The sequence below is a fragment of the Streptomyces sp. CA-278952 genome (assembly GCF_028747205.1).
Taxonomy (GTDB): domain Bacteria; phylum Actinomycetota; class Actinomycetes; order Streptomycetales; family Streptomycetaceae; genus Streptomyces.
In genome coordinates this window covers 5,019,017-5,045,472 of record NZ_CP112880.1, presented here as the reverse complement: position 1 = coordinate 5,045,472, position 26,456 = coordinate 5,019,017, and the positions used below count along the sequence as shown (strand labels likewise).

Sequence of the window (26,456 nt, the reverse complement as noted above, 5' to 3'; positions counted from 1 at the left end):
CGTTCACCCGTTCGGGTCAGCGCCGGTGACCCCGGGACCCGCCCCCTGTTGACCAGGACATGAAGCCACCACTGCCACCACTCCTCAGCGTCGTCGTCCCCGTCCACAACGTCGAGGCTTACCTCGAGGACTGCCTGCGGTCGGTGGCGGACCAGACCCTCGAAGCGATCGAGGTGGTCATGGTCGACGACGGTTCGACGGACGGCAGCGCCCGGATCGCGGCGGAGTTCGCCGCCCGGGACGCCCGCTTCCGGCTGGTGCGGCAGCGGAACGCCGGTCTGAGCGCCGCCCGCAACACCGGCGTCCGGCACACCACCTCCACCGTCCCCTATCTGGCGTTCGCCGACAGCGACGACATCGTCGTGCACGACGCGTACGAGCGGATGACGGCCTCGCTGGAGTCGACCGGTTCCGATCTGGCGACCGGCAATGTGTGGCGGCTGACCGCGCAGGGGCGGCAGCAGGCGTGGCAGTACCGCTGGCTGACGGCCACGCGGCCCCACACCCACATCACCCGGGACCCGCGCCTGCTGGCCGACCGGGTGGCGTGGAACAAGGTGTTCCGGCGCTCGTTCTGGGACGCGCACGGCTTCGCCTTCCCCGTGGGCAAGCTGTACGAGGACACCCCGGTGATGATCCCCGCGCACCATCTCGCCCGGTCCGTCGACGTCCTGCGCGAGCACGTCTACTACTGGCGGGTGCGGGAGGGCTCGATCACCCGGCGGCGTACGGACGTCACGGGCGTACGGGACCGGATCGCCGCGTGCGAGCAGGTCAGCGCGTTCCTGGGCGGCCGGGACGCGGCACAGCGACGGGCGTACGACACGTCCTGCCTGCGGGACGACTTCGGGTACTTCCTGGACGGCCTGCCGATGGGCGGCGAGGCGTACCGGTCGGCGTTCCTGGAGGGCGCGGGGGCCTTCGTCGACCGGGCGGGGCCCGGCGCGCTGGAGGGGCTGCCGGTGGAGCTGCGCATCAAGTGGTCGCTGGTGCGGGAGCGGTGCCTGGAGGAGCTGCTGGCGGTCCTCGCCTTCGAACGGGCCAACGGGGCGGGCACGTTCGCGGTCGAGGGGCCTCCGGGGCGGCGGCGGGCGGTGTACCCCGGGGTGCGCGGCGCGAGCGCCCGGCTCGCGCGCACGGACGTGCCCGCCGTGGCGCGGTTGCTGGAGGCGCGCTGGGGCGCGGACGGGAGGCTGCGGCTGCGCGGGTACGCGTATCTGCGCAACCTCCCCGCCGCCTCCGCCCGTCAGCGGCTCACGGTGGGGATGGTCCGGGCGGAGCGGGGCCGTCAGGTGCGGCCGGTGCCGGTGCGCTCCGTGTGCACGCCCGAGGCGACGGTGAACTCCGGTCAGGAGCTGCACGGCTACGACCACGCGGGCTTCGAGATGGTCCTCGACCCGGACCGGCTGCCCGCGACGGCGGACGGCGACGGCTGGCTCGTCGGCCTGGTCCTCGCCGCGCCCGGGGCGGTGCGTCGGGTGGCGGTGCGCGCCCCCGACGCGGGCGCGGACCAGCCGCTCGTCCACGACCTGGGCGACGGGCGGCGGGCGGTGCTCGACTACCGGGGCGGCCGGCTCCGGCTGACCGTGTCACGCCTGCGAGCACGGGCCGAGGGACACCGGACCGCCGAGACGGAGGGGGCCCCGCTGGAACTGACGGGCCGGTACTTCGGCGGGAGCGGGAGCAGGCCGACGGCATTGATGCTGACGCGCGAGGGGGCGGAGGGGGGCGAGGAGCGCTGCTGCCCGGTGGAGTACGAGGAGACCGCCGGGGGCGAGGGGCCGGACGGGGCCCGTGAGGCGGGCGGGCGCAGGGAGCCGGACGGGGTGCGTGGGGCAGGCAGGCACAGGGAGCCGGACGGGGTGCGTGGGGCAGGCAGGCACAGGGAGCCGGACGGGGTGCGTGGGGCAGGCAGGCACAGGGAGCCGGACGGGGCCCATGAGGCGGGCGGGCACAGGGAGCCGAACGGGGCCCGTGGGGCAGGCGGGCACAGGGAGCTGGACGGGGTGCGTGGGGCGGGCCAGGTGGACGAGGTGGATGCGGCGACGTGCGGGGGGCGCTGGCCGGGAGGGGGCTGTGCGGCAAGCGGGGGGCGCGGGCCGGACGGGGTCGGGTTCACGGTGCGGGTGCCGCTCGCCGACCTCGCCGGCGCCCCGCCCGCCCCGCACCGGGCCCCTCGCGAGGTCGAGGCGGCGGGCGGGCAGCGCTGGCGGGTCCGGCTGCTGCTCGCCGACGGCGCCCGCGTCCCGCTGCCCGCCGCCCCGGACCTGCCGCCGCCCGCGTGCGCGGACCCGGCGGGCGACCTGGTGCTGGACCTGGCGGCGCCTCCGTACGCGGACCGGGTGGAGTACACGCCGGAGGGGTCCCTGCGCGTCTCGGGGACGTACGGTCGCCCCGCTCCGGAGACGTACGTTCCCCCTGCTCCCGGGGCGTACGTTCCGCCCGCTCCGGGGGCGCACGTTCCGCTCGCTCCGGGGGCGGTAACCGCGTCTGTCGGCCGGCTCGTCCTGCGCCACGAGACGCTGCACGAGACGGTCCCGGTCGCGGGGACATTCGGGGAGCCCGCCACGGGAAGCACCGTGGGAACCAGCACAGAGGCCGACACAGAGCCCGGCGCGCGACCCGAAGCGGGAAACGCAGGGACCGGCGCGGAGCCCGGCGCGGAGCCCGGCGCGGAGCCCGGCGCGGAGCCCGGCGCGGAGCCCGGCGCGGAGCCCGGCGCGGAGCCCGGCGCGGAGCCCGGCGCGGAGCCCGGCGCGGAGCCCGGCGCGGAGCCCGGCGCGGAGCCCGGCGCGGAGCCCGGCGCGGGAAACATCCCAGGGACCGACGCAGAGACACGGCCGGGCCGGTTCTCCGCGCTGATCGCCCCGCCGCTCCCGGAAGGCCGCTGGGAGGTCCGCCTGGACGGCCGCCCCGTACGCGTCCTCGGCTCCGCCGCCGGGCAGCTCCCCCGCGGCGGAGCCGAGAACGTCCTGCGTCCCGAGCGTCGGCACGGCGACCGGCTGTCCGTGGTCGCGGGGCCGGATGCGCAAGCGCCGGCGGCCGGGCGGAGCGCGTACGGCAGGCGCCTCCTGCGCGCCGCGCACTACCGCGACGGGCGCACGCTCCTCCCGCTCCACGACACCGTCCTCTACGCCGGCGGCGACTCCCCGCGCGCCGTCCACGCCGAACTCGTGCGCCGGGGCGCGGAGACTGAGCATCTGTGGGTCACCGGTACCGCCCCCGGCCGCACCACCCACGTCCCGCCCGGGGCGCGGGCCGTCCCCGTGCACAGCGTCGCCTGGTACGAGGCGCTGGCCCGCACCCGCCGGATCGTCACGGACGAACAGCTGCCCGGGTGGTTCGAGCGGCGGCCGGGGCAGACGGTCGTCCAGACCTGGCACGGCACCCCGCTCGGCCGGTTCGGCGGCTGCCTGGCCGACACCCTCTACGCCGACCACCAGTACCTCGCCACCCTGCCGCGGCGGTCGGCCCAGTGGTCGGTGCTGGTCTCCCCGAGCCGCTTCGCCACCCCGTGGCTGCGCCGGTCGCTGGGGTACGAGGGGGAGGTGCTGGAGGCCGGGTCGCCCGCCAACGACGTGCTGTTCCCGCCCGACCGGGACAAGGCCGCCGAGGAGGTCCGGCGCGGGCTCGGCATCCCGGAGGACCACCGCGTCGTGCTGTACGCCCCGACCTACCGTGACCACCTGGCCCATCCCCCGGCGGCGTCCGCCGACCGCACGGTCCCCGGCCCGTACCGCTGGGACCCGGCCCTGGACCCCGGCGCCCTGGCCCGGGCGCTCGGCCCCCGCCACACGGTGCTGGTGCGCCGCCACCCCCGGGTCACCGGCAGTGTCCCGGCCGGGCCCGGCGTGCTCGACGTCTCCCACCACCCGGGGGCGGCCGGGCTGCTCCTGATCGCCGACGTCCTGGTGACGGACTACGCGGGCCTGATGTTCGACTTCGCGTTGACGGGCCGGCCGATGCTCTTCCACACGTACGACCTGGAGCACTACCGCGACACCGTGCGCGGCTTCTGCCTGGACTTCGAGACCCGGGCGCCGGGGCCGCTGCTGGTCACGACGGACGAGGTGGCCCAGGCGCTGCGCGACACCGGGTCGCTGGCGGCCCGGCACGCCGACGCCTACGAGAGCTTCCGCCGCGACTACTGCGACCTGGACGACGGCGGCGCGGCGGCCCGGGTCGCCGACCGGCTGCTGGCGGACACGGCCTGAGGGCGTCGGGAGGCCGGGGCCCGGAATCCCTCGGACGGGTGGCGGCGGGGAGAGCGGGCCCGCCGCACGGAACCCATGAGGTGTGCCCCTCTTCTCCGCGGCTTCCTCCGCCCCGTCCTCCGATGCCCCGCCCTCCGACCTCCCGCCCGCCGCGACCGGCGGCGACGGGGCCGACGGGACGGCCCGGCCACCGCTGTGGCTGCCGTCGCCGTACCTCGTGCTGGGCGGCCTGCTGTGGGCGGTGCTGTCGGCGGCGGCCTGGCAGGCTCCTCTCTGCTGCGAGGCCGGGCTCCAGGCGGCGGTCGTCGAACGGCTGCGGGTGAGCCTGCTGCACCCGGCGTTCCCGATGACCGACCTGCCCGCCGTGGCGAGCGCGCACTACTCCCCGTACGCGCTGCTCCAGGGACTCGCCGCCCGCGCCACCCGGCTCTCGGGACCGTCCGTCGTCGCGGTGGCCGCGTCGGTGAACCTGCTGCTCCTGCTCACCGGGATCGGCCGGCTCACCCGGCTGCTGACGCCGAACCGCTGGGTTCCGGTTCTCGTGCTGGTGCCGCTGCCCCTGATCCACTGGGCGGACCCGGCCCGTTGGAGCGCACCGAGCACGTTCGCGGTCGCGGTCACCCTGCACCTGTGGGCGTGGACCGGCCGGGCGGCCGCCCGGACCCCCCGCCCCGGCGATCCGAAGCCCGGCCGGACGCCCCGGTGGGCGGAGGCGGCCGTGATCGGCGTACTGCTCGGGCTCGTCCTGCTGGTCCACCCGCCGACGGCGATCGGCGCGGCGATCGGGTGCGTCGCCCTGATCGCGGTCCGGACGCGGACCCGGATCCGGCCGACCGTGTGGCGGTGGGCGTTCGCCGTCGTGTGCGCGGTGGCCGTGGCGGCGCTGTGGCCGTACTACAACGGGCTGACTGCCCCGCGCACCCCCGCCGAGGGCCGGACCACGGGGCCGCCGGCGACCGAGGGGGTACGCGCGGCCGGGGAGCCGTACGCCTGGGCGACGGCGTACGTGCCGCCGGGCGAGGTGGTCCTGACGGACAGCCGCCCGGCGATGTACGCGCTGGCCGGGCACGGAGCGTATGTGCTGGCCGACGCGCTGCCGGACGCGGGGCTCGCGCGCGCGGAGCGGCGGGAGAGGAGCCGGGCGGTGGCCGCCTACCTCGACGCGTCGACCCCGCAGGCCCGGCGGGACGGAATCACCGCTCGCTACGGGGTGCGGTGGCTGCTGCTGACCCGTTTCCAGCACCTGCCCGAGAACGCGACGATGCTGGCGTTCAGCTCGGCCACGGGCGAGGTGCTGGCGCGGGTACCGGCGGGCGGAGCGCCTTCAGACGTGCTGGAGGGTTCAGGCTAAGGATTCTCAGACGTGCTCAAGGGCTCTCGGACATGCTTGAGGGCGGCGACCGCCGAGGCGGCCAGATCGTCCAGGTAGCCCTTCGGCAGTTCGCCGCGGACCACAGCGAGCCGCCAGTACAGCGGCCCGACGATCAGATCGAGCGCCCGGTCGGGATCGCTGCCCTCGGGCAGTTCGCCCCGGGCCACCGCCTCCCTCACCACGACGGCGGCGACGCCCTGCTGCTGGTCCAGGAGCGCGGCCTTGATCGCCTCGGAGATCTCCGGATTGCGGGCCGCCTCGACCAACAGATCCGGGATGACCTGCGAGGCGACCGGGTGGCGCAGGGCGTACGCGGCCAGTTCCAGGACGGCGCGCACGTCCCCGCACAGCGAACCGGTGGCCGGGGCGGGCATCCCCTGCGCGGCGACGGCCGCGACCAGGTCGAGCACGAGCGCCAGCTTGGACTTCCAGCGGCGGTAGACGGCGGTCTTGCCCACGCCCGCACGCCGGGCGATGCCCTCGATGGACATCCGGGCGAACCCCACCGCGGCGAGTTCGTCGAAGACGGCGGCCCGGATGGCGTCGGTCACGTCCTCACGCAGGACGGCGGCGCCTGCGGGGGCGCGGCGGCGGGTTCCCCGTTCTGTGGTCATGGCCCGCATGATAGTCGGCCGCGACGAAACGGTTGCGTTGCGACGTGCAGCGCCCTACTCTCAGCGTTACGACGATACGGTCCCGTCCCAACGAGGGCGTCCCCACGGGACCGTATCGTTCCGTCGCCGATTGCCGCACCGTTCCACCGTCCCGGCTTCCGGCATCCCGGCGATATCCCCTCCCCCTCCCGCTTCCATCGAAAGCGATCGTTCGTGGTGAGCCAGACAGCAGCTCCGCCGTCCCCGGTGAGCGCCCCCGCCCAGGACATCCCCGCCTACGCACCCGGTGAGCTGGCCGCGCTGGCCGCCCGGCACGGCCTGACGGTCAGCGGCGCCCGGCCCTCGCTGCCCGCCTACATCCGGCAGCTGTGGGGGCGGCGGCACTTCATCGCCGCGTTCGCGACGGCCAAACTGACCGCCCAGTACACCCAGGCGAAGCTCGGCCAGATCTGGCAGATCATGACGCCGCTGCTGAACGCGACGGTCTACTACTTCATCTTCGGCGTCCTGATGAACACCAAGCACGGGGTGGAGGATTTCGTCCCGTTCCTGGTCACCGGGGTCTTCATCTGGACGTTCACCGCAAGCTCGATCACCGCGGGCACCCGGGCGATCAGCGGCAACATCGGCCTGGTGCGGGCCCTGCACTTCCCGCGCGCCTCACTGCCGGTGGCCCTCGCCCTCCAGCAGTTGCAGCAGCTGCTGTTCTCACTCGGCGCACTGACCGTGATCCTGCTGGTGTTCGGCCAGTTCCCGCGCCCGTCCTGGCTGCTGGCCGTTCCGGCGCTCGCGCTCCAGGCGTTGTTCAACACCGGAGTGTCGATGGCCGTGGCCCGGCTGACGGCGAAGACCCCGGACATCGCGCAGCTGACGCCGTTCGTGCTGCGGACCTGGATGTACTCCTCCGGCGTGATGTGGAGCCTGGACCACCTGCTCAAGGGGGAGCGGGTGCCGCACGCGGTGATGGTGGCGCTGGAGTACAACCCGGCGGCGCTCTTCATCAACCTCATGCGGTACGCGCTCATCGACAGCTACACCTGGGCGCAGCTGCCGCCGTTCGCATGGGCGGTAGCGGCGGGCTGGGCGCTGCTGTGCGGAGCGGCCGGATTCGTGTACTTCTGGAAGGCCGAGGAGACCTACGGACGTGGCTGACCTCAAGGATTCCCCCGGGGACGACCGTGTCCCGACGGTCGTCGTCGACGACGTCCACATCACGTACACGGTCAATGGCGCCCGTACGGGCAAGGGCAGCGCCACCTCCGCGCTCAGCCGGCTCACCACCCGCCGCCGTACCCCCGGCGCACGCCAGGTGCACGCCGTGAAGGGCGTCAGCTTCGCCGCGTACAAGGGCGAGGCGATCGGCCTGATCGGCTCCAACGGCTCGGGCAAGTCGACGCTGCTCAAGGCGGTCGCGGGTCTGCTCCCGCCGACCCGGGGCAGGGTCCACACCCAGGGCCAGCCGTCGCTGCTCGGCGTGAACGCGGCCCTGATGGGCGACCTGACCGGCGAGCGCAACGTGGTGCTGGGCGGACTCGCGATGGGCATGACGCGCGAACAGATCCGCGAACGCTACGACGAGATCGTCGACTTCTCCGGCATCAACGAGAAGGGCGACTTCATCACGCTGCCGATGCGCACGTACTCCTCGGGCATGGGCGCGAGGCTCCGCTTCTCCATCGCGGCGGCCAAGAGCCACGACGTGCTCCTGATCGACGAGGCGCTGTCCACGGGCGACGCGAAGTTCCAGCGCCGCAGCAAGGACCGCATCAAGGAACTGCGCGCCGAGGCGGGCACGGTCTTCCTGGTCAGCCACAGCAACAAATCGATCACCGAGACCTGCGACCGGGCCCTGTGGCTGGAGGCGGGCACGCTGAGGATGGACGGCCCGGCAAAGGAAGTAGTGGCAGCGTACGAGACCTTCACCAAGCGCAAGTAGCGGAACAACTCAAGCCCGCCCGGCGCTCAAGGGCAACTTTGCCAACCACCCCGGCCACCCCCAGCCCGCCCGACCACCCCCAGCCACCCCGGCCACCCCCAGCCCGCCCGGCGCTTGAGGGCAACTTTCCCAGCCGCCCCGGCCACCCCCAGCCCGCCCGGCGCTTGAGGGCATCTTTTCCAGCCCGTCCGGCGCTTGAGGACATCTCTTCAGCCCGTCCGGCGCTTGAGGACGGAACCCCCACGCCGAGGGGGCCGGCGCCCCTGACAGGCACCGGCCCCCTCACCCCCGTACGGCCACGCCTACGCGTGCGTACGCAACAACGTCCGCATCGTCCGCATAGCCACGGACAGATTCGCCAGATCGAACGCGTCCGACCCCTGAATCTCCTCCAGCGTCGACCGCGACCGGGCAAGAATCGCCGCGTTCTTCGACTCCCAAGCCCGGAACCGCTCCTCCGGCGTGGCCGACCCGTTCCCCACGCTCAGCACGTCCGAGGTGAGCGCCGCGTGCGCCGCGTACAGGTCCTCGCGGATGGAGGCGCGGGCCATGGACTGCCAGCGGTCGGCCCGCGGCAGCTCGATGATCCGGTCCATCAGCTGGGTGATCCGCAGCCGGTCCGCGAGGTCGTAGTAGACCTCGGCGACCTCGAGCGGATCCTGGCCCGTACGGTCGGCGATGGCCACGATGTCCAGCGCCGGGAAGGCGGAGGAGAACCCGGCCACCCGGACCGCCAGCTCGTCCGGCACGCCGGCGCCCGTCAGCTCGTCCAGGATCGAGTGGTACCAGTCCAGGTCCGCGCCCCTGAGCAGCTTCGGCAGCTCGTCCCAGACCCGCGCGACGCCGTCCCGGAAGCTCCGAATCGTCTCCGCGATGGCGACGGGCTGCGGCCGGTTGCCCAGCAGCCAGCGCGAACCGCGCTCGACCAGCCGCCGCGAGTGCAGCCGGATCCGGGTCTGGACGTCGGCGGCGACCTTGTTGTCGAGCGCCTCGACCGCGTCCCACACCCGGGACAGGCCGAAGATCTCACGGGCCGTGAACTGGGCCCGCACGATCTCCTCGATCGACGCCCCGGTCTCCTCCCGCAGCCGGTGCAGGAAGGTCGAGCCGGCGGTGTTCACCGTGTCGTTGACCAGGACCGTCGTGATGATCTCGCGCCGCAGCGCGTGCCCGTCGACCGCCTCGGGGAAGCGCTCGCGCAGCTCGCTCGGGAAGTAGGCGTGCACCAGCTTCTGCAGGTGCGGGTCGTCCGGCAGGACCGTGGAGATCAGCTCGTCCGCCGTCGTGATCTTGGTGTAGGCGATCAGCACGGCCAGCTCGGGCTGGCTCAGCCCCTTCTCGTTGCTGAGCAGCTCCCGGATGTGCCGGTCGGCCGGCAGGAACTCCAGCGCCCGGTCGAGTGCGCCGTCGCGCTCCAGGCGGCGCATGAAGCGCTGCTGGGCGTGGAGCAGCGAGGGTGCCTGGGCGGAGGCGTTGGAGAGCGCGACGTTCTGCGCGTAGTTGTTGCGCAGGACAAGCACGCCGATCTCGTCGGTCATGTCGGCGAGCAGCTTGTTGCGCTGCTTGACGGTCATGTCGCCGTCCCGGACCAGACCGTTGAGCAGGATCTTGATGTTCACCTCGTGGTCGGAGGTGTCCACACCGGCGCTGTTGTCGATCGCGTCGGTGTTGATCCGGCCGCCGCTGCGGGCGAACTCGATCCGGCCGAGCTGGGTGGCCCCGAGGTTGCCGCCCTCGCCGACGACCTTGGCCCGCAGGTCCTCGCCGTTGACGCGGATCGCGTCGTTGGCCTTGTCGCCGACGTCCGCGTTCGACTCGGAGACGGCCTTGATGTACGTGCCGATGCCGCCGTTCCACACCAGGTCGACGGGGGCCTTGAGGATGGTCTGCATCAGGTCGGCGGGCGTCATCTTGCTCACCGAGGGGTCGATGCCGAGCGCCTCGCGGACGTGCGAGTTGAGCGGGATCGACTTGGCGCCGCGCGGGTGGATCCCGCCGCCCGCCGAGAGCAGACCCTTCTCGTAGTCGGCCCAGGAGCTGCGGGGCAGGTCGAAGAGCCGGCGCCGCTCGGCGTACGAGGTGGCGGCGTCCGGGTTCGGGTCGATGAAGATGTGCCGGTGGTCGAAGGCGGCGACGAGGCGGATGTGCTCGGAGAGCAGCATCCCGTTGCCGAACACGTCGCCGGACATGTCGCCGACGCCGACGACGGTGAAGTCCTCGGTCTGGGTGTCGTGGCCCAGCTCGCGGAAGTGCCGCTTGACGGACTCCCAGGCGCCCCGGGCGGTGATGCCCATGCCCTTGTGGTCGTAGCCGGCCGAGCCGCCGGAGGCGAACGCGTCGCCGAGCCAGAAGCCGTACGCGACGGCGACCTCGTTGGCGATGTCGGAGAAGCTCGCGGTGCCCTTGTCTGCGGCGACGACGAGGTAGGTGTCGTCCTCGTCGTGCCGGACGACGTCGGCGGGCGGCACGACCTCGCCGGCCACCATGTTGTCGGTGATGTCGAGCAGCGCGGAGATGAACGTACGGTAAGCGGCGATGCCCTCGGCGAACCAGGCGTCGCGGTCCACGGACGGGTCCGGGAGCTGCTTGGCGACGAAGCCGCCCTTGGCGCCGACGGGCACGATGACGGTGTTCTTCACCATCTGGGCCTTGACCAGGCCGAGGATCTCCGTACGGAAGTCCTCACGCCGGTCCGACCAGCGCAGCCCGCCCCGGGCGACCTTGCCGAAGCGCAGGTGGACGCCCTCCACGCGCGGCGAGTAGACCCAGATCTCGAACGCCGGCCGGGGCGCGGGCAGGTCCGGGATGGCCTGCGGGTCGAATTTCATCGAGACGTACGAATGCGGCGTCCCGTCTTCCGTGCGCCGGCCCCCCTCGTCGCTTCCCTCGCTTGCGCTCTGGAAGAAGTTCGTCCGCAGGGTGGCCTTGATGACGGTGAGGAAGGACCGCAGGATCCGGTCCTCGTCGAGCGAGGCGACCTGGTCCAGGGCCCCCTCCAGCTCCTCCAGGAGCCCGTCGGTCAGCTCGGTGCCGGCGCTCTGGCGGCCGGGGGACATGCGGGCCTCGAAGAGCGAGACGAGCAGCCGGGTGGTGTGGACGTTGTTGCGGAGGGTGGACTCCATGTAGTCCTGGCTGAAGGTCGAACCGGCCTGCCGCAGGTACTTCGCGTAGGCGCGCAGCACCATCGCCTGCCGCCAGTTCAGCCCGGCGCCGAGGACCAGCGCGTTGAAGCCGTCGTTCTCCGCCTCGCCCTTCCAGACGGCGGCGAAGGCCTCCTGGAAGCGGGCGCGGGCGTCATCGGCGAGGTAGCCACCGTTGCCGTTGGCCAGGGGCATCCGCAGCCCGAAGTCGTAGATCCAGGCGTGGGTGCGGTCCGCGCAGCGCAGCTCGTACGGCCGCTCGTCGACGACCTCGACGCCGAGCTGCTGGAGCGCCGGGAGGACGGCGGAGAGGGAGACCTGCTCGCCGGTCCGGTAGATCTTGAAGCGGCGCTCGCCGGGGCCCGCTCCGACCGGCTCGTACAGGCTGAGGGCGAAGTCCTTCTCGCCCTGCTTGAGGGTTTCCAGGTGGACCAGGTCGGCTACGGCGGCGCGCGGCGAGTGGTCGGCCTTGTAGCCCTCGGGGAACGAGTGGCCGTACTGGCGCTGGAGCTCCGCGCCGCGCTCCTCGCCCAGCTCGGCGGTGAGCGCCTCCTGGAAGCCGTCGGCCCAGGAGCGGGCGGCCTCGACGAGGCGGGCCTCGATGCGGTCGGCGTCGGCGTCCGTCAGGTGCGGCAGCTCGGTGCCGGCCGGGACGCGGATGACGAAGTGCAGCCGGGAGAGGATCGACTCGGTGTTCCAGGCGGTGAAGTCGACGCTGTTGCCGCCGAGCTCCTCCTTGAGGATGTCGATCAGCCGCAGGCGTACGCCGGTGGTGTACCGGTCGCGCGGCAGGTAGACGATCGCGGAGTAGTAGCGCCCGTACTCGTCCTGGCGCAGGTAGAGCCGCAGCCGACGGCGCTCCTGGAGGTAGAGGACGGAGGTCACGATGGAGCGGAGCTGGTCGACGGGCGTCTGGAACAGCTCGTCGCGGGGGTAGGTCTCCAGGATCTGCAGCAGGTCGCGGCCGTCATGGCTGTTGTACGAGAAGCCCGCGCCCTCGACGACCTCGGCGACCTTGCGGCGGATGACGGGCACCCGGCGCACGGACTCGGTGTAGGCGGCGGAGGAGAAGAGCCCGAGGAAGCGCCGCTCGCCGACGACGTTGCCCTTGGCGTCGAACTTCTTCACGCCGACGTAGTCGAGGTAGCTGGGGCGGTGCACGGTGGCCCGGCTGTTGGCCTTCGTCAGGACGAGGAGCTTGTGCTCGCGGGCCTTGGCGCGGGCGTCGGCGGGCAGCCGGTCGAAGGACGGGCTGACGGGGTGGGCCTCGTCCTCGCTGTGGTGCGGGTCGGAGCGCAGGATACCGAGCCCGGTGCCGGGCACGGCGGCCAGCGCGTCGCTGTCCCTCAACTCGTACTCGCGGTAGCCGAGGAAGGTGAAGTGGTCGGCGGCCAGCCAGCGCAGCAGCTCGCGGGCCTCCTGGACCTCCTCCTCGGCGAGGTCGTCCAGCGGTTCGCCGGGCAGGTCGTCGGCGATCCGGAGGGCGGCTTCGCGCATCTTCCCCCAGTCCTCGACGGTCTCCCGCACGTCGGACAGGACGCGCAGCAGGTCGCCGGTGATCTGCTGGAGGTCGGCGCGGTCGGTCTCGCGGTCCATCTCGACGTGGATCCAGGACTCGACGAGCGCGTCGTGGGGCAGCTCGGCCTCGGCGTCCTTGGACTTCTTCCGGCCCTGGGAGGCCTTCGGGAGGCCGGGGCCGCCGGAGAGGACCTCGATGAGCTTGCCGGTGACATCGCGGCGGACGGTGACCTGTGGGTGAATCACGACGTGGATGCCGCGCCCCTGGCGGGACAGCTCGTTGGTGACGGAGTCCACCAGGAAGGGCATGTCGTCGGTGACGACCTCGACGACGGAGTGGCTGCAGGTCCAGCCGTTCTCCTCGACGGTCGGGGTGTGCACCCGGACGTTCGCGGTGCCCTGCGGACGGTTCTCGGCCAGCCGGTAGTGCGAGGCGGCGGCGCCGAAGACGTCGACCGGGTCACGGCCGCTGAGGTCCTCCGGAGCCGTATGCAGGTAGTAGCGCTGGAGGTAGGCGAGCACCGTGTCCTGACCGGGACGGGCGCTCTCGTCGGCCCCGGCAGCGGAAATCCGCGCCCGGGGGGCACCTCCCGGGCCACCGACACCACCGCCCGGACCGTTTTCAGCTACCTTGGCGGCCCCTGCGAGCAGCTCGGCCTTGGCTTCGTCCAGCTTGGTCTGCATGTCCTCTGGCTCCTGTCGCGCGCCGTTGCGTGACGTAGGTGAGAAAAGCGGCGTACCGCCACGACGCGGGGTTTCCGGTCTGGGTCGACGCTATGCCGCTTCGAGAGATACCCGGGACCATATTGGCCATTTTCGGCAGCCGGTCCGGCGTCGGGAGATCGCGGATCGCCCGGGTGCTGTGGCACTCCGGGCGGCGGCCGGGGGCTTCGCTGCCCCCGAGGCGTATCGCGCTGATCACGGCACCAGGCTATCGCCCTCGCACCCTGTTGCGTCATGAGCTGCTTGTGTACAAAAGAACCCCCCGAACTTTGACACTTTGGACAGTGCGCCGCGCCGCCTTGGCGAACTCCCGAAACGGGGGCAGTCTGTCCGTACCGCACGGATCCAGGCCCTCGGCACGCCATCGGGGCCACCGGCCCCGAGGAGCCACGCATGCCGCAGAAGATCCTCATCGTCACCGGCGACGCCGCCGAGTCACTCGAAGTCCTCTACCCGTACCAACGGCTGCTGGAGGAGGGTTACGAGGTCGACATCGCGGCCCCCGAGCGCAAGACGCTGCGCTTCGTGGTCCACGACTTCGAGCCCGGCTTCGACACGTACACGGAGAAGCCCGGCTACACCTGGCCCGCCGACCTGTCCTTCTCCGAGGTCGACCCCGGGGCGTACATCGCCCTGGTGATCCCCGGCGGCCGCGCCCCCGAGTACCTCCGCAACAACGCCGAACTGCGGAAGATCGTCGGCGCGTTCTTCTCCGCGGACCGCCCGGTCGCCCAGATCTGTCACGGGCCCCTGATCACCGCCGCCACCGGCAGCCTCAGCGGCCGCAACGTCACGGCCTACCCGGCGCTGGAACCGGACATGCAGAGCGCGGGCGCGACCTTCCAGGACACGGAGGCGGTCGTGGACGGCACCGTGGTCTCCTCCCGAGCCTGGCCGGACCACCCGGCCTGGATGCGAGAGTTCCTGAAGGTACTGCGCACCCAATAAGGCCCGCCCACACCCGCAGCTTGCCGCGCACACCCAGCTTGGCCGCACTCACCCAGCCTGCCCGGCGCTTGAGGACGCCCTTTCCAGCCTGCCCAGCGCTTGAGGGGCGTTTCCTCCAGCCCGCCCAGCACTTGAGGGCGTTCTCTCCAGCCCGCCCAGCGCTTGAGGACGTCCTCTCCAGCCCGCCCGGCGCTTGAGGGCACATTTTTCAGCCCGTCCGGCGCTTGAGGACCGGGGTCCGGGGCAGCGCCCCGAAAAGCCCGCACCCCGCCCACCCGCACACGGCACCGGCACCCGCACCCGCACCCGCACCCGGCACCGCCACCCCCGCTACGCGCCAAACGTCTCCGCCAACGCCACCGCCTCCCCCAGGCTGTCCACCACCGGCACCCCCGCCCCCTCCAGGCTGCTCCGACTGTGCGACCCCCCGGTGTACAGCACCGCCCGGGCCCCCACATGCGCCGCCGCCACCGCGTCGTCCAGCGCGTCCCCGATGACCACCGCATTCTCCGGCGCGATCCCGCCTGCCCCGCCCACCCTGGCCAGCGCCTCGAAGTGCCGCTCCATGTGGAGCGCCTTGCTCCCGCCGGACGGCCCCGTACGCCCCTCGACGCGGACGAAACGCGGCTCGATTCCGTACCCCCGCACCACCGGCACCAGCTGCTCGTGCCCGTACATGCTGAGCAGCGACTGACTGCGCCCGGCCCGCTGCCAGCGATGCAGCAGCTCCTCCACCCCGGCGGTGAGCCCACAGCCCGCCCGCTGCTCGGCGTAGTACCGGTGGAAGATGCCGTCCATCCGCTCCCACTCGGCCTCGGTGGGCAGCCGGCCCAGGAACCGCTCGTAGAACCGGGGTATGGGGATCGTGTACATCTCCCGGTACTGCTCCAGCGTGATCGGCGCCAGCTCGACCTCCGCGAAGGCGGCGTTGGTCGCCCGGATGACGGCATGGGTGTCATCCAGCAGCGTGCCGTTCCAGTCCCAGACCAGATGTGTGCGTGTCGTCCCCGAAGTCATACAGAAAAAATACCCGCCGGGTACGACAACGCCGCCGGCTCAACAGATGAGCTGCGGAATCTCCTGGACGCCGAACCAGAGGAGCTCGTGGTCCTCGGCCCCGTCCACGGTGAACTGCGCGTCGTCGTCGCCGAGGTCCGCCGCTCCCAGCACCGCCGCCGCGGCGGCCACGTCCTTCTCCGCGTCGTCGGCGTCCACGTGCACCGCCGCCGCCTTGGCCAGCGGCAGCGCGGCGGCGATCCGCACCTCGCCGAGCGATGCCGCGCTCAGCCCGTGGTCGGGGTCCGCGACGGCGGCCCCGTCCGGCACGTCGACGGCCACGACGACCCGGCGGCGCACCTCGTCCGGCTTCCCCGCGATCATCCGGAGCGAGGCGGCGGCGGCCCGGTTGAGCGCCGCGTACTCCAGCTCCTCGATGTCGTCGGAGACGTACCACTCGCGCAGCCCCGGGGTCACCGCGTAGGCGGTCAGCGGCCCGGGTCCGACCTCGCCCGCACCGTGCGCCGCTGCGAGACCGGAGAGGGTCAGGGGGACGTACACGCGCATGGCAGGTCGCTTTCGTAGAGGGAAACGTCCTCAGGATACGTGGGAACGTCCCCTTTCGGGTTTCGGCAACCGGGGTCGTCCGTCCACCGCCAACGACCCGTCACCCTCACCCCAGCCCTTGCCGCACAAGGGCCGAGCCACTGATAGGTGAACCGTGCCGCACCCGTTCAGCGCCGAGAGGCCCCTTGCGTCGCTGACGACCGCACCCGTAGAAGATCCCCAACACAAGTTACCGCCCGGTAGAAACCGGGCCCGGTCAACGGGGGCGACGATCATGAGCACGGACAGGACGAGGCCCGCGGGCCGACGCGACCAGAGTGGTCCCCGGTCAGTACCTCCGCAGCGGTCCCGCCGCTTGCAGCCCCACCGGCCGCAGCGGCCCCACCAGTGGTTCGCCGAGCGCCTGCTCGCGGTCCTCAGCGGCCAGCGCCCGGTGCACTGGATGCTCGGCCACACCATCGGCGAGGCCTACGACCAGCTCGCCGAGCTGGCCCCGACCACCCCGCTGGGGGCCACCCGGGGCAGCCGCCCCGTCCTCCGCCACTGCCGCGGGGCCCAGCCCGCCACCGGCGTGGTCGAGGCGTTCGCCAGCATCGCCGCGGGCGACCGGGTCCGGGCGATGGCCTTCCGCCTGGAGCAGGGCCCCGACCAGCGCTGGCGCTGCGCCGCGGTGGAACTGGGCGGCGAACGCCTCACGGCCGGCGCCCCGGGGCCCCGGTGACCCGGGAGACGCGGCAGGGGCCGGACACCTCGTGGTGTCCGGCCCCTGCCGGGGTACTGCCGCTGGTGCTACTTCTTGCGACGGCGACCGCCGCCGCCACCGCTCTTCTGCGCCTTGCGGCGCTCGGCGCGCGTCATGCCATCGGCAGAACCGGACCGCGTGTCACCGGTGGCGTCGTCGTTGGCGAAGTCACCCTCGACGACACCGCCCTCGCCGTCCACCGTGGGAGCGGAGAAGTGGAGCCGGTCCGGCCGCTGCGGGGCCTCCAGGCCCTTGGCGCGGATCTGCGGGGCAGCGGTGGCGCTCTCCTTCTCCAGCGAGGTGCGCTCGGCGCCGTCCTGCACCGGAACCTCCTCGACCTGCTGCTCGACCTGGACCTCCAGGTTGAACAGGTAGCCGACGGACTCCTCCTTGATGCCCTCCATCATGGCGTTGAACATGTCGAAGCCCTCGCGCTGGTACTCGACCAGCGGGTCCTTCTGCGCCATGGCCCGCAGGCCGATGCCCTCCTGGAGGTAGTCCATCTCGTAGAGGTGCTCGCGCCACTTGCGGTCGAGCACCGAGAGGACGACGCGTCGCTCCAGCTCACGCATGATGTCGGAGCCGAGGGTGCTCTCGCGCTCCTCGTACTGCTCGTGGATGTCGTTCTTGACCGACTCGGCGATGAACTCGGCGGTGACGCCCGCCAGGTCCCCGGCCGCCTCCTCCAGCTCCTCGACGGTGACCTTCACCGGATAGAGCTGCTTGAAGGCGCCCCACAGCCGGTCGAGGTCCCACTCCTCGGCGAAGCCCTCGGCGGTCTCCTGCCGGATGTAGTCGTCGATCGTGTCATCCATGAAGTGCCGGATCTGGTCCTGGAGGTTCTCGCCCTCCAGAACGCGGCGGCGCTCACCGTAGATGACCTCACGCTGCCGGTTGAGCACCTCGTCGTACTTCAGGACGTTCTTGCGCGTCTCGAAGTTCTGCTGCTCGACCTGCGACTGGGCGGAGGCGATGGCGCGGGTGACCATCTTGTTCTCGATCGGGACGTCGTCCGGAACGTTCGCCATCGACATGACGCGCTCGACCATCTGGGCCTTGAACAGGCGCATCAGGTCGTCGCCCAGCGACAGGTAGAAACGGGACTCGCCCGGGTCGCCCTGACGGCCGGAACGACCGCGCAGCTGGTTGTCGATACGGCGCGACTCATGGCGCTCGGTGCCGAGCACATAGAGCCCGCCGAGGTCCTTGACCTCTTCGAACTCCGCCTTCACGGCCTCCTCGGCCTGCTCCAGCGCGGCGGGCAGCGCCGCCGCCCACTCCTCGACGTTCTCCACCGGGTCGAGGCCGCGCTGACGCAGCTCCGCCTCGGCGAGGTCGTCCGGGTTGCCGCCGAGCTTGATGTCGGTGCCTCGGCCGGCCATGTTCGTCGCGACGGTGACGGCGCCCTTGCGGCCCGCCTGGGCGACGATCGTCGCCTCCCGGTCGTGCTGCTTGGCGTTGAGGACCTCGTGCTGGACGCCGCGCTTGGAGAGCTGCTGCGAGAGGTACTCCGACTTCTCGACCGAGGTGGTGCCGACCAGGATCGGCTGGCCCTTCTCGTGCTTCTCGGCGATGTCGTCGACGACCGCGGCGAACTTGGCGACCTCGGTGCGGTAGATCAGGTCCGACTGGTCGGCGCGGACCATCGGCCGGTTCGTCGGGATCGGCACCACGCCGAGCTTGTAGATCTGGTGGAACTCGGCGGCCTCGGTCATCGCCGTACCGGTCATGCCGGAGAGCTTGTCGTAGAGGCGGAAGAAGTTCTGCAGGGTGATCGTGGCGAGGGTCTGGTTCTCGTCCTTGATGTCCACCCCTTCCTTCGCCTCGATCGCCTGGTGCATGCCCTCGTTGTAGCGGCGGCCGGCGAGGATACGGCCGGTGTGCTCGTCGACGATCATGACTTCGCCGTCGATGACGACGTAGTCCTTGTCCTTCTTGAACAGTTCCTTGGCCTTGATGGCGTTGTTCAGATAACCGACGAGCGGGGTGTTCACCGACTCGTAGAGGTTGTCGATGCCGAGCCAGTCCTCGACCTTGGCGACACCGGCCTCGTGGATGGCCACGGTCCGCTTCTTCTCGTCGACCTCGTAGTCGCCGGTCTCCTCGATGCCCTTGAGCTGGTTGCCCGCCTCACCCTTGGTGAGGCGCGTGACCAGCTTGGCGAAGTCGCCGTACCACTTGGTGGCCTGGTCGGCCGGGCCGGAGATGATCAGCGGCGTACGGGCCTCGTCGACGAGGATCGAGTCGACCTCGTCGACCACCGCGAAGTTGTGGCCGCGCTGGACGAGCTCGTCCTTGGACCACGCCATGTTGTCACGGAGGTAGTCGAAGCCGAACTCGTTGTTCGTGCCGTACGTGATGTCACAGGCGTACTGCTCGCGGCGCTGGGCCGGCGTCATGTTGGCGACGATGCAGCCGACGCTCAGACCGAGGAACTTGTGGACCCGGCCCATCATCTCGGAGTCACGCTCGGCGAGATAGTCGTTGACCGTGATCAGGTGCACGCCCTTGCCGGACAGCGCGTTCAGATACGTGGGCAGGGTGCCGACGAGGGTCTTGCCCTCACCGGTCTTCATCTCTGCCACATAACCGAGGTGCAGGGCGGCTCCGCCCATCATCTGTACGTCGTAGTGACGCTGTCCGAGGACGCGCTTCGCGGCCTCACGGACCGTGGCGAACGCTTCGGGAAGCAGGTCGTCCAGGCTCTCGCCGTCCGCGTACCGTTCCTTGTACTCGTCGGTGAGCGCCCGCAGCTCGGCGTCGGAGAGGTTGACGAAGTCCTCTTCGATGGAGCTGACCTGGTCCGCGATGCGGTGCAGTTTGCGCAGGATCTTGCCTTCGCCTGCACGCATGAGCTTGTTGAAGACGGACACTGAGGCTGGTCTCCTTGCCGGTCGGGCCTGGCACTGGGTCGTGTAATGGACTCTGGCGCGGGCACGGCAGGTGGGCCCCACCGCAACGGCCATCGTAAGCGAGGACACCACCGCGTCGGGAGGGCTGCCGTCGCGTGGACCTCGCCGCACCCTTATAGGACAACGGTCCAAACGCACGGAAGGTGCCGGGAAGCCCCAAAAGTGCTCGCATCGGGGAAGCGGGCTCACGAGAATCGGTCCATGGAGCCGATCACTCTCACCACGGAACGACTGTTCCTGCGGCCCTTCGGCCCGCAGGACACCTACCCGGTGCACGCCGCCTGCCAGGACCCGGACATCCAGCGCTGGACGGTTATCCCTTCCCCGTACCGCCTCACCGACGCGGAGCTGTTCACCACGAAGCTCTGCCCGGCGGGCTGGCAGGACGACTCCGCCTACGGCTTCGCCCTGGTCCTGCGGGAGACCGGGGCGCTCGTCGGTGCGCTCGGCATCGACCGCCGCAGCCTGCCGGGGACGTACGAGGTCGGCTACTGGTCCGCCAAGGAGCACCGCGGCCGCGGATACGTCACCGAGGCGGTGCTCGGCTCCGCCCGCTGGGCCTTCTCCTCCCTCGGGGCGGACCGGCTGGAGTGGCGGGCCGAGATCGGCAACGTGGCCTCGCGGGCCGTCGTCCTGCGGGCGGGGTTCCGGCCGGAGGGCGACCAGCGGTCCGGACTGCTCAACAAGGGGGTGCGGCGCGACGCCTGGACGGCGGCCCTGCTCCCGTCCGACCTGGGGCTCGCGGGCTCGCACCCGTACGTCCCCGAACGGCATGCTCCGCGGCCCGCGGGGACCCCGTAGTCCCCGCGGTGACTACGGGATCCCCGCGGTGACTGCGGGATCCGCGGACGGCATCCGGGCCGGACTGTCAGTGGCGCCGTCTAGGGTTCGACGTATGACGCCTGTGCCTCCTCCCGCAGTCGAACTCTCCGCCGACCAGGCCCGCCGCATAGCGTTGCGCGCCCAGGGCTTCCTGGGGGCTCCGGACCGCCGGGCAGGAGTGCCGGGAGTGCTGCGGCACCTCGGTGCGGTCCAGTTGGACACGATCTCGGTGCTGGCCCGCTCGCACGAGCTGATCCCTTACGCCCGGCTGGGCCCGGTGAGCCGCCGGACGGTGGAGGACGCCTACTGGTCGGGCGGCCGGACCTTCGAGTACTGGTCGCACGCGGCGTGCATCCTGCCCGTCGAGGAGTGGCCGCACTTCGCGTTCCGCCGCCGCGCCTATCGCTCCCGCCCGCACTGGGGCCACGACCTGCCCGACGGCTCGTACGACACCGTGATCAAGCAGCTGCGCGACGAGGGCCCGCTGACGGCGACCGAGCTGGGCGGCGCGAAGAACGGCGGCGAGTGGTGGGACTGGTCGGCGTCCAAGGTCGCCGTCGAGCGGGCCCTGATGTACGGCGAGGTGGTGTGCACCGAGCGGCGCGGCTGGAAGCGGGTCTACGACCTGGCCGAGCGGGCCATTCCGGACGCGTTGCTCCACGACGACCTGAGCGACGCCGAGTGCCGGCGGCGGCTGGTGGCGCTGGCGGGCAAGTCGCTGGGCGTCGGCACCCGCGGTGACATCGCGGACTACCACCGGCTGAGGGGCGAGGAGTTCGACGCCGTGGTGGCCGACTCGGGGCTGGTCCCGGTCGTGGTGGAGGGCTGGGCGAAGCCGGCCTGGGCGGACCCGGAAGCGCTGGCCAAGGAGGTCCGCGGACGCCACCGTACGACGCTGTTGTCGCCGTTCGACTCCCTGATCTGGGAGCGTGCGCGCACGGAGCGGATCTTCGGCTTCACGCATCGGCTGGAGGCCTACGTGCCCAAGCAGAAGCGGATCCACGGTTACTTCGCGATGCCGTTGCTGGCGGGCGGGAAGCTCCAGGGACGGGTCGACCCGGCGCGCGAGGGCACCACGCTGGTCGCCCGGCAGGCGTCGCTGGCCGGCCCGAAGGCGGTGGCCCCGATGGCCGAGGCCCTGGTGGAGGCGGCGGCCTGGGTGGGCTGCACGGACATCCGGGTGGACCGGGTGGACGCCCCGGAGCTGCGCGAGCCGCTCCGGACGGAGATCGGCCACGCGCTCCAGCGCGCTTACCGCTGACCGGCCCCCGCTGCCCGGGTCCGGGGCGGAAGCCGGAGCCGTTCGCTACCTGATCTCCAGAATCTTCTCGCGCATGGCGTAGACCACGGCTTCCATCCGGGAGTGCAGCTGCAGTTTCTCCAGGATATTGCGGACGTGGTTCTTCACCGTGTTCTCGGAAATGAACAACTCCTTGGCGATATCCCGGTTGTTCATGCCGGTCGCCACGAGTTTCAGCACTTCCAGCTCGCGTTCGGTGAGCCGGGGCGCCGGAACGAGCCGCCGCTCATCGGTTCGCTGGATCATCGATTTGAACTCGGTGAGCAGCTTCGAGGCCATGGAGGGGCTGATCTGGGACTGCCCGTCGGCGACCGCGCGAATGGCCGTGGCGACCTCGTCGGTGGAGATCTCCTTGAGGAGATATCCGGTCGCGCCCGCCTTGATCGCCTCGTAGAGGTCGGCCTCCTCGTCACTGATCGTCAACATGATGATCTTCGCGCTGGGGGCCACTTCCTTGATGGCCGTACAGGCCTCGATGCCGCCGCGCTTGGGCATCCGGACATCCATCAGCACGATGTCGGGCAGCAGGTCGGCGGCCTTGTCGACCGCCTCGGAGCCGTCCCCGGCCTCGCCGACGACCTGGATGTCCTCCTCCTGGGCAAGGACGATCTCCAGGCCCCTGCGGAAGAGCGCGTGGTCATCGACCACGAGGACCCTGATGGGCTCCTTGCGTGAAGCGCCGTCCGCCCCGCTGCCGGTGTACGCACCGGTGTCGTCGTCGGAGTCATTCGCATCGCGCACGGGCCCGAAGGTGTCCGCCATCGTTCCTCCCCCTGAAGGCCACGGCCTGAAGTGTCGGTCGTTCGCCAACGGCACTTCACAGAACGCCGATTGGCTCGGGCCGCCATGATTCCATGCCCGGCCCCCGGCACGGTGGTCCTGCGCCCGTGCGCGAGTGCCCCCGGTGGCGCGAAAGCGCCCCGGGGGCACTCCGACGCTGTGGCCTCAGCCGCCGAGGGCACCGCCCGCGCCGCCTGCTTCGTCCGCGGCGAGCGGGTCGGTCCTCAGGTGGATGACGCCGTAGTCGTAGGCGTGCCGTCGGTAGACGACACTGGGCTCCTTCGTCTCTGAGTCGACGAACAAGTAGAAGTCGTGGCCGACCAGTTCCATCTCGTAGAGCGCCTGGTCGAGCGACATCGGTGCGGCGGTGTGGGTCTTCTCGCGCATCACGAGCGGCCCTTCGCCCTGCACTTCGAGCGAGCCGATCTTCGTGGTGGGGACGGGCTCCGACGGCTGGTCGCCGACCAGTTCGCCGTCCTCGTCGAACGAAGCGACGCCGGGGACCACGTCCCCGACCTCGGCAGCCGACAGACGACCGTTGCCCCGGCGGCTGTAGCGCTTGTCGTGCTGCTTGCGCAGCCGGGCCTCCAGCTTTCCGGTGGCCAGGTCGAGCGCTGCGTAAGGGTCGCCCGCCGCCGCTTCCGCCCGGATGACCGGTCCCCGGGAGCGGAGCGTGATCTCCACCCGGTCGGAACGGTCGGCCTGACGGGGATTCGGCTCCTTGGACACCTCGACGTCGAGGCTGATCACCTTGCCGTCGAACTTCTGGATCTTGTCCAGCTTCAGCTTCTCGGCCACGTGCTTCCGGAACCGCTCGGGCACCTCGGTCTTGCGGCCCTTGACGACGATGTCCACGCAGAACTCCGTTCCCGGATCGCTCCGCTCAGCGGCGGAACGTCTCCCTTTTGCACCAGGCCCCGGAGATCACCAGGGCCTCGGACTCGGTGGCTTTCGCCTCCTCCTCCCCCGTCGGAAGGGTCGCAACCCCACCGACTTGCGTGCTTCTCCTACCGGTGAGTTACCTGCCCGAAACCTGGTGGTGCATTCATCGAGTCCCGGCATTAACCGTTCCTCACCACCGAACATAGCCTGCGCACCAGGGTCTCGGCACCCGCTACTGGCACGTACCTCCGTTCAGGGGGTACTGCCCTCTCATTACCTGCAACGATGCGGGTTCTCGGTCAGTTCCGGTTTATTTCGAAGGCGGAGGGAGAGGCCGCGACGACCGCCGCCCGGCACACTCCGTGCACGGAGGACTCCCGACCGGCGCCGCACGCCTCGTCGACGGCCCGCGCCGCCTCCGCCAGCGTCGATCCCGTCGTCAGCAGATCGTCGACCAGGATCACCCGACCGTGCCGGAGAGGTCCCTGCCCGAGGAGTCCGTGCCGGAGGAGCCGCCCTCCCCCTGCTGTGAGCTCCAGCGCGCCGGCCAGATTCGCCCGCCGCTGCCGCGCCCCGAGACCGGCCTGGTCGGCGACCGCGCGCCGCTGCCGCAGCAGCGGAAGCACCTCGGCCCGCAGTCCCTCGCGCCGCAGGTCCCGCGCGGCCCTGGCGGCGATCCTGCGCACCGGGTCATGGCCACGCGCCGCGGTCGAGGAGCGCGCGGAGGGTACCGGGACCAGCAGCAGGAGGCCCGCACCGCCCGGCCGCCCCGCCCCGGCCCGCACACAACCCGCCAGGGCCCGGCCGAGTGCCCCGGCCAGCCCCAGCGCACCCCGCTCCTTGTGGGCCAGCAGAACCGCGCGTACGGCGTTCTCGTACGGCGCGGCCGCATACACCAGCGGAAGCCCCGGGGGCCGCGGCGAGGGCCGGACCGGGCGGGCGGGCGCACCGTGCAGCGCGCCCCCGCAGGCCGCGCACAGTTCGGTGCGTGGTCTGCCGCAGCCGGCGCAGGCCACCGGCAGAAGCAGACCGGCCCCTTCCTGCCACGTGTTCCGCATGGCCCCACTGTGCCGGGGCCGCCGGGACCGGACCACCCCTGTGGAAAACCCCGGGCGTCCGGCGGGGCCCGGGCTGCTGCCGGGTCAGCCGGGGTAGACCAACGACGTGCCCTGTTTGAGAACCGTCTGCCAGTTGTCCCCGGGCGAGAGCTTCACAATGCCGTCGCCGACGGTCTCCGCCATCAGCGGAAGCAGTTCGTCGTCCGCCGCGGCGACCGACTGGACCTGGTTCACCCCGGGCAACGACCCCGAGGCCGACGTGGAGCCGTCCGCCTGCACGTAACGCACCTGCTGGACGCCGCCCTCCTCCTTGCCGACGACCACCAGCCGGCTGCGTCCGGACCAGGAGATGGCCGTCACGTCCGCAAGCTGCGGTGCGGCCTGGCGGAGGTCCTCGACCGAGATCTCGGGCGCCACTGAGGAGCCCCGGCGCTCGACCCGGCCGATGTTCAGCGTCGTACGGCCGTCCTTCCTCAGCAGCAGGGCGATCCGCACCCCGTCCGCGGACATCCGCAGCTCCTCGATGCGTGCGCCGTCGAGACCCGGCACCCGGACCTCCTGCGGGTCACCCGCACCCCCGGTCAGCCGCAGCAGCCTGGGACCGGCCGGATCGCGGTCGGCGACCCACAGGTCGCCGCGGCCGTCCCAGCTCGGCGACGACAGCCGGTCGGCCGCCTTCTTCGCCTTGCTGCTGACGAGGGGGTCGGTCAGTTCACTGCTCTCCGTCTCCAGGGAGGACACGTAGAGGTCCTGCCCTTGGGAGGAGACCGCGGCGGCCCGTCGTTCGTCCCGGGCCACCCCGACGGCGCTCATCGGCACGATGCCCGCACCGAGCGGGCCGGTCACGGGCTCGGGCGTTCCGGTGCCGTCGGTGGCGCCGGGGATCCGCTCCACCTGACCCTTGTCGTTGATGAAGTACTGGCTGTCGACCTCGTCGGAGCCGTTGTCGGCGGAGAAATCCGGCGCGTCGTCGGCATCCAGTCCGCAGAGCTGGGCGCCGTCACCGCCCTCCAGCTCCACCCGCTCGACCCGTGCCGGGGTCAGGTCCCCGAGCGTGAACAGCACCTGCGCGGCCATCATCCGGCAGGCGCTGGGGCTCGCCTTGTCGGCCTTGTGGTTGAGCGGCACCTTCAGGACGTTCTGATCGTCCGACGGCAGCGCGATGACGTCCTTGCGCAGGGCGGTGCCCGCCGGGAACCGGGAGTCGACCACGGGCCGCAGCCAGTTCGTCGGACCGGCGAGCAGCGTCCTGACGGTCTGCGTGGCGGTATCCATGCGCGTGACCGGATCCGCACGGTTGCGTACGTAGACGGGGTCCGCGACGAGTGTCGACCGACCGCTCGTACGCCCGGTGGCGAAGTAGTACTTGTTCACGGAGCGGTAGAGGCGCTTGAAGTCGGACTGCCCGAGGACCAGACCGTCCGGCACGACGTCGATGCGCCACTCCTGCTTCCCGTCCGGCCCCTTCTCCTGCACCAGGTGCAGAGTCTGGGCGTAGTCGCTGGGCGCGAGGGGACGGTAAGAACTCTGGGCGTCGACCGCGGCCACCTTCTCGCCGGTCAGCGTGTAGGTCGTCGCCTTGTCCCGAGTGGCCCGGTTGGCCTCGTCGTGGAGCAGGGGGCCACTGCGGTTGGGGGCTTGGGCGAGCACCGTGATGCCCCCGCCCGGCTGCCAGGTGCGCCGGGCGTCGGCGCTCAGGTACTTCCGGGTGGTCGCGAACGCGGGATCATCGCTGGTCATCGACTCCAGGAAGCCGTCGACGATCTCGCTGGGCACCGCGCCTTCCCGGGGTGCCACCGCGTACACCTGCACCTGGGAGTCCCCGGGCTGTGAGGCGTCGACCGCCTTGACGTCCCCGGTCACCGGCATAGAGCCGCACCCGGCCAGCACGACGACGCCGCAGCCCAGCAGCGCGAGCATCCGCACCGCCCG

17 protein-coding genes are annotated in these 26,456 nt (G+C 71.6%); 8 read left to right on the top strand and 9 right to left on the bottom strand.

Going from position 1 to position 26,456, the window contains the following annotated elements; genetic code table 11:
- Positions 1-59 precede the first annotated feature (59 nt).
- Positions 60-4,214 carry a CDP-glycerol glycerophosphotransferase family protein gene (locus N7925_RS22640; protein ID WP_274344978.1) on the top strand — a complete coding sequence of 1,385 codons (4,155 nt, stop codon included), beginning with the start codon at positions 60-62 and terminating at the stop codon, positions 4,212-4,214.
- 82 nt (positions 4,215-4,296) lie between these two features.
- A complete protein-coding gene (locus tag N7925_RS22635; protein WP_274344977.1) occupies positions 4,297-5,565 on the top strand; it encodes a hypothetical protein in 1,269 nt (422 codons plus the stop codon).
- Here the strand turns inward: N7925_RS22635 and N7925_RS22630 are convergent.
- Positions 5,562-6,200, bottom strand: coding sequence for a TetR/AcrR family transcriptional regulator (locus N7925_RS22630; RefSeq protein ID WP_274344975.1), 639 nt, complete (start codon positions 6,198-6,200; stop codon positions 5,562-5,564). The two genes, N7925_RS22635 and N7925_RS22630, sit on opposite strands and share 4 nt — an antisense overlap.
- Before the next feature lie 246 nt (positions 6,201-6,446).
- Between N7925_RS22630 and N7925_RS22625 the strand changes: the two genes are divergently transcribed.
- Both N7925_RS22625 and N7925_RS22620 read left to right on the top strand, forming a co-directional pair.
- Positions 6,447-7,352 (top strand): ABC transporter permease, encoded by a 906-nt coding sequence (locus tag N7925_RS22625; RefSeq protein ID WP_274346536.1) that lies wholly within the window; start codon positions 6,447-6,449, stop codon positions 7,350-7,352.
- The gene (locus tag N7925_RS22620; protein ID WP_265601285.1) at positions 7,345-8,136 is read left to right on the top strand and encodes an ABC transporter ATP-binding protein; all 792 of its coding nucleotides are present in this window, start codon (positions 7,345-7,347) and stop codon (positions 8,134-8,136) included. Before N7925_RS22625 ends, N7925_RS22620 begins: the two co-directional genes overlap by 8 nt.
- 302 nt (positions 8,137-8,438) lie before the next feature.
- Here N7925_RS22620 and N7925_RS22615 read toward each other — a convergent pair whose 3' ends face one another.
- Positions 8,439-13,478 (bottom strand): NAD-glutamate dehydrogenase, encoded by a 5,040-nt coding sequence (locus N7925_RS22615; RefSeq protein ID WP_274344974.1) that lies wholly within the window; start codon positions 13,476-13,478, stop codon positions 8,439-8,441.
- Between the two features lie 432 nt (positions 13,479-13,910).
- On the opposite strand from N7925_RS22615, the gene N7925_RS22610 reads away from it, so the two are divergent.
- Complete coding sequence (locus N7925_RS22610; RefSeq protein WP_265601283.1) at positions 13,911-14,465, top strand: DJ-1/PfpI family protein; 555 nt, start codon at positions 13,911-13,913, stop codon at positions 14,463-14,465.
- 330 nt (positions 14,466-14,795) lie between these two features.
- Here N7925_RS22610 and N7925_RS22605 read toward each other — a convergent pair whose 3' ends face one another.
- A complete protein-coding gene (locus N7925_RS22605; RefSeq protein ID WP_265601282.1) occupies positions 14,796-15,482 on the bottom strand; it encodes an HAD family hydrolase in 687 nt (228 codons plus the stop codon).
- 39 nt (positions 15,483-15,521) lie between these two features.
- Positions 15,522-16,028: a DUF6912 family protein gene (locus N7925_RS22600; RefSeq protein ID WP_274344973.1), complete on the bottom strand. Its 507-nt coding sequence runs from the start codon at positions 16,026-16,028 to the stop codon at positions 15,522-15,524.
- Between the two features lie 274 nt (positions 16,029-16,302).
- Between N7925_RS22600 and N7925_RS22595 the strand changes: the two genes are divergently transcribed.
- Positions 16,303-16,749, top strand: a complete 447-nt coding sequence (locus N7925_RS22595; protein ID WP_265601280.1) for an Rv3235 family protein — start codon at positions 16,303-16,305, stop codon at positions 16,747-16,749.
- Between the two features lie 68 nt (positions 16,750-16,817).
- Here N7925_RS22595 and secA read toward each other — a convergent pair whose 3' ends face one another.
- Positions 16,818-19,643, bottom strand: a complete 2,826-nt coding sequence (gene secA, locus N7925_RS22590) for a preprotein translocase subunit SecA (RefSeq protein ID WP_274344972.1) — start codon at positions 19,641-19,643, stop codon at positions 16,818-16,820.
- Between the two features lie 240 nt (positions 19,644-19,883).
- On the opposite strand from secA, the gene N7925_RS22585 reads away from it, so the two are divergent.
- The gene (locus N7925_RS22585; protein WP_274344971.1) at positions 19,884-20,483 is read left to right on the top strand and encodes a GNAT family N-acetyltransferase; all 600 of its coding nucleotides are present in this window, start codon (positions 19,884-19,886) and stop codon (positions 20,481-20,483) included.
- 94 nt (positions 20,484-20,577) lie between these two features.
- Positions 20,578-21,765 (top strand): winged helix-turn-helix domain-containing protein, encoded by a 1,188-nt coding sequence (locus N7925_RS22580; RefSeq protein WP_265601277.1) that lies wholly within the window; start codon positions 20,578-20,580, stop codon positions 21,763-21,765.
- 45 nt (positions 21,766-21,810) lie between these two features.
- On the opposite strand, the gene N7925_RS22575 is transcribed toward N7925_RS22580, so the two are convergent.
- The 4 genes from N7925_RS22575 to N7925_RS22560 form a co-directional block, all read right to left on the bottom strand.
- Positions 21,811-22,566, bottom strand: a complete 756-nt coding sequence (locus N7925_RS22575) for a response regulator (protein WP_265601276.1) — start codon at positions 22,564-22,566, stop codon at positions 21,811-21,813.
- A gap of 183 nt (positions 22,567-22,749) precedes the next feature.
- Positions 22,750-23,439, bottom strand: a complete 690-nt coding sequence (gene hpf, locus N7925_RS22570) for a ribosome hibernation-promoting factor, HPF/YfiA family (RefSeq protein ID WP_003968752.1) — start codon at positions 23,437-23,439, stop codon at positions 22,750-22,752.
- Positions 23,440-23,765: 326 nt separating this feature from the next.
- Positions 23,766-24,524 (bottom strand): ComF family protein, encoded by a 759-nt coding sequence (locus N7925_RS22565; RefSeq protein WP_265601275.1) that lies wholly within the window; start codon positions 24,522-24,524, stop codon positions 23,766-23,768.
- Positions 24,525-24,608: 84 nt separating this feature from the next.
- Positions 24,609-26,444 (bottom strand): LpqB family beta-propeller domain-containing protein, encoded by a 1,836-nt coding sequence (locus tag N7925_RS22560; RefSeq protein WP_274346534.1) that lies wholly within the window; start codon positions 26,442-26,444, stop codon positions 24,609-24,611.
- Positions 26,445-26,456 lie beyond the last annotated feature (12 nt).

Bases quoted from the DNA above. Each gene is read 5' to 3' on its own strand.
- N7925_RS22585 (WP_274344971.1), top strand. From the start codon at position 19,884: ATGGAGCCGATCACTCTCACCACGGAACGACTGTTCCTGCGGCCCTTC.
- N7925_RS22595 (WP_265601280.1), top strand. From the start codon at position 16,303: ATGAGCACGGACAGGACGAGGCCCGCGGGCCGACGCGACCAGAGTGGT.
- N7925_RS22630 (WP_274344975.1), bottom strand. From the start codon at position 6,200: ATGACCACAGAACGGGGAACCCGCCGCCGCGCCCCCGCAGGCGCCGCC.
- N7925_RS22560 (WP_274346534.1), bottom strand. From the start codon at position 26,444: ATGCTCGCGCTGCTGGGCTGCGGCGTCGTCGTGCTGGCCGGGTGCGGC.
- N7925_RS22615 (WP_274344974.1), bottom strand. From the start codon at position 13,478: ATGCAGACCAAGCTGGACGAAGCCAAGGCCGAGCTGCTCGCAGGGGCC.
- N7925_RS22610 (WP_265601283.1), top strand. From the start codon at position 13,911: ATGCCGCAGAAGATCCTCATCGTCACCGGCGACGCCGCCGAGTCACTC.
- N7925_RS22580 (WP_265601277.1), top strand. From the start codon at position 20,578: ATGACGCCTGTGCCTCCTCCCGCAGTCGAACTCTCCGCCGACCAGGCC.
- N7925_RS22575 (WP_265601276.1), bottom strand. From the start codon at position 22,566: ATGGCGGACACCTTCGGGCCCGTGCGCGATGCGAATGACTCCGACGAC.
- N7925_RS22565 (WP_265601275.1), bottom strand. From the start codon at position 24,524: ATGCGGAACACGTGGCAGGAAGGGGCCGGTCTGCTTCTGCCGGTGGCC.
- N7925_RS22600 (WP_274344973.1), bottom strand. From the start codon at position 16,028: ATGCGCGTGTACGTCCCCCTGACCCTCTCCGGTCTCGCAGCGGCGCAC.
- N7925_RS22605 (WP_265601282.1), bottom strand. From the start codon at position 15,482: ATGACTTCGGGGACGACACGCACACATCTGGTCTGGGACTGGAACGGC.
- N7925_RS22640 (WP_274344978.1), top strand. From the start codon at position 60: ATGAAGCCACCACTGCCACCACTCCTCAGCGTCGTCGTCCCCGTCCAC.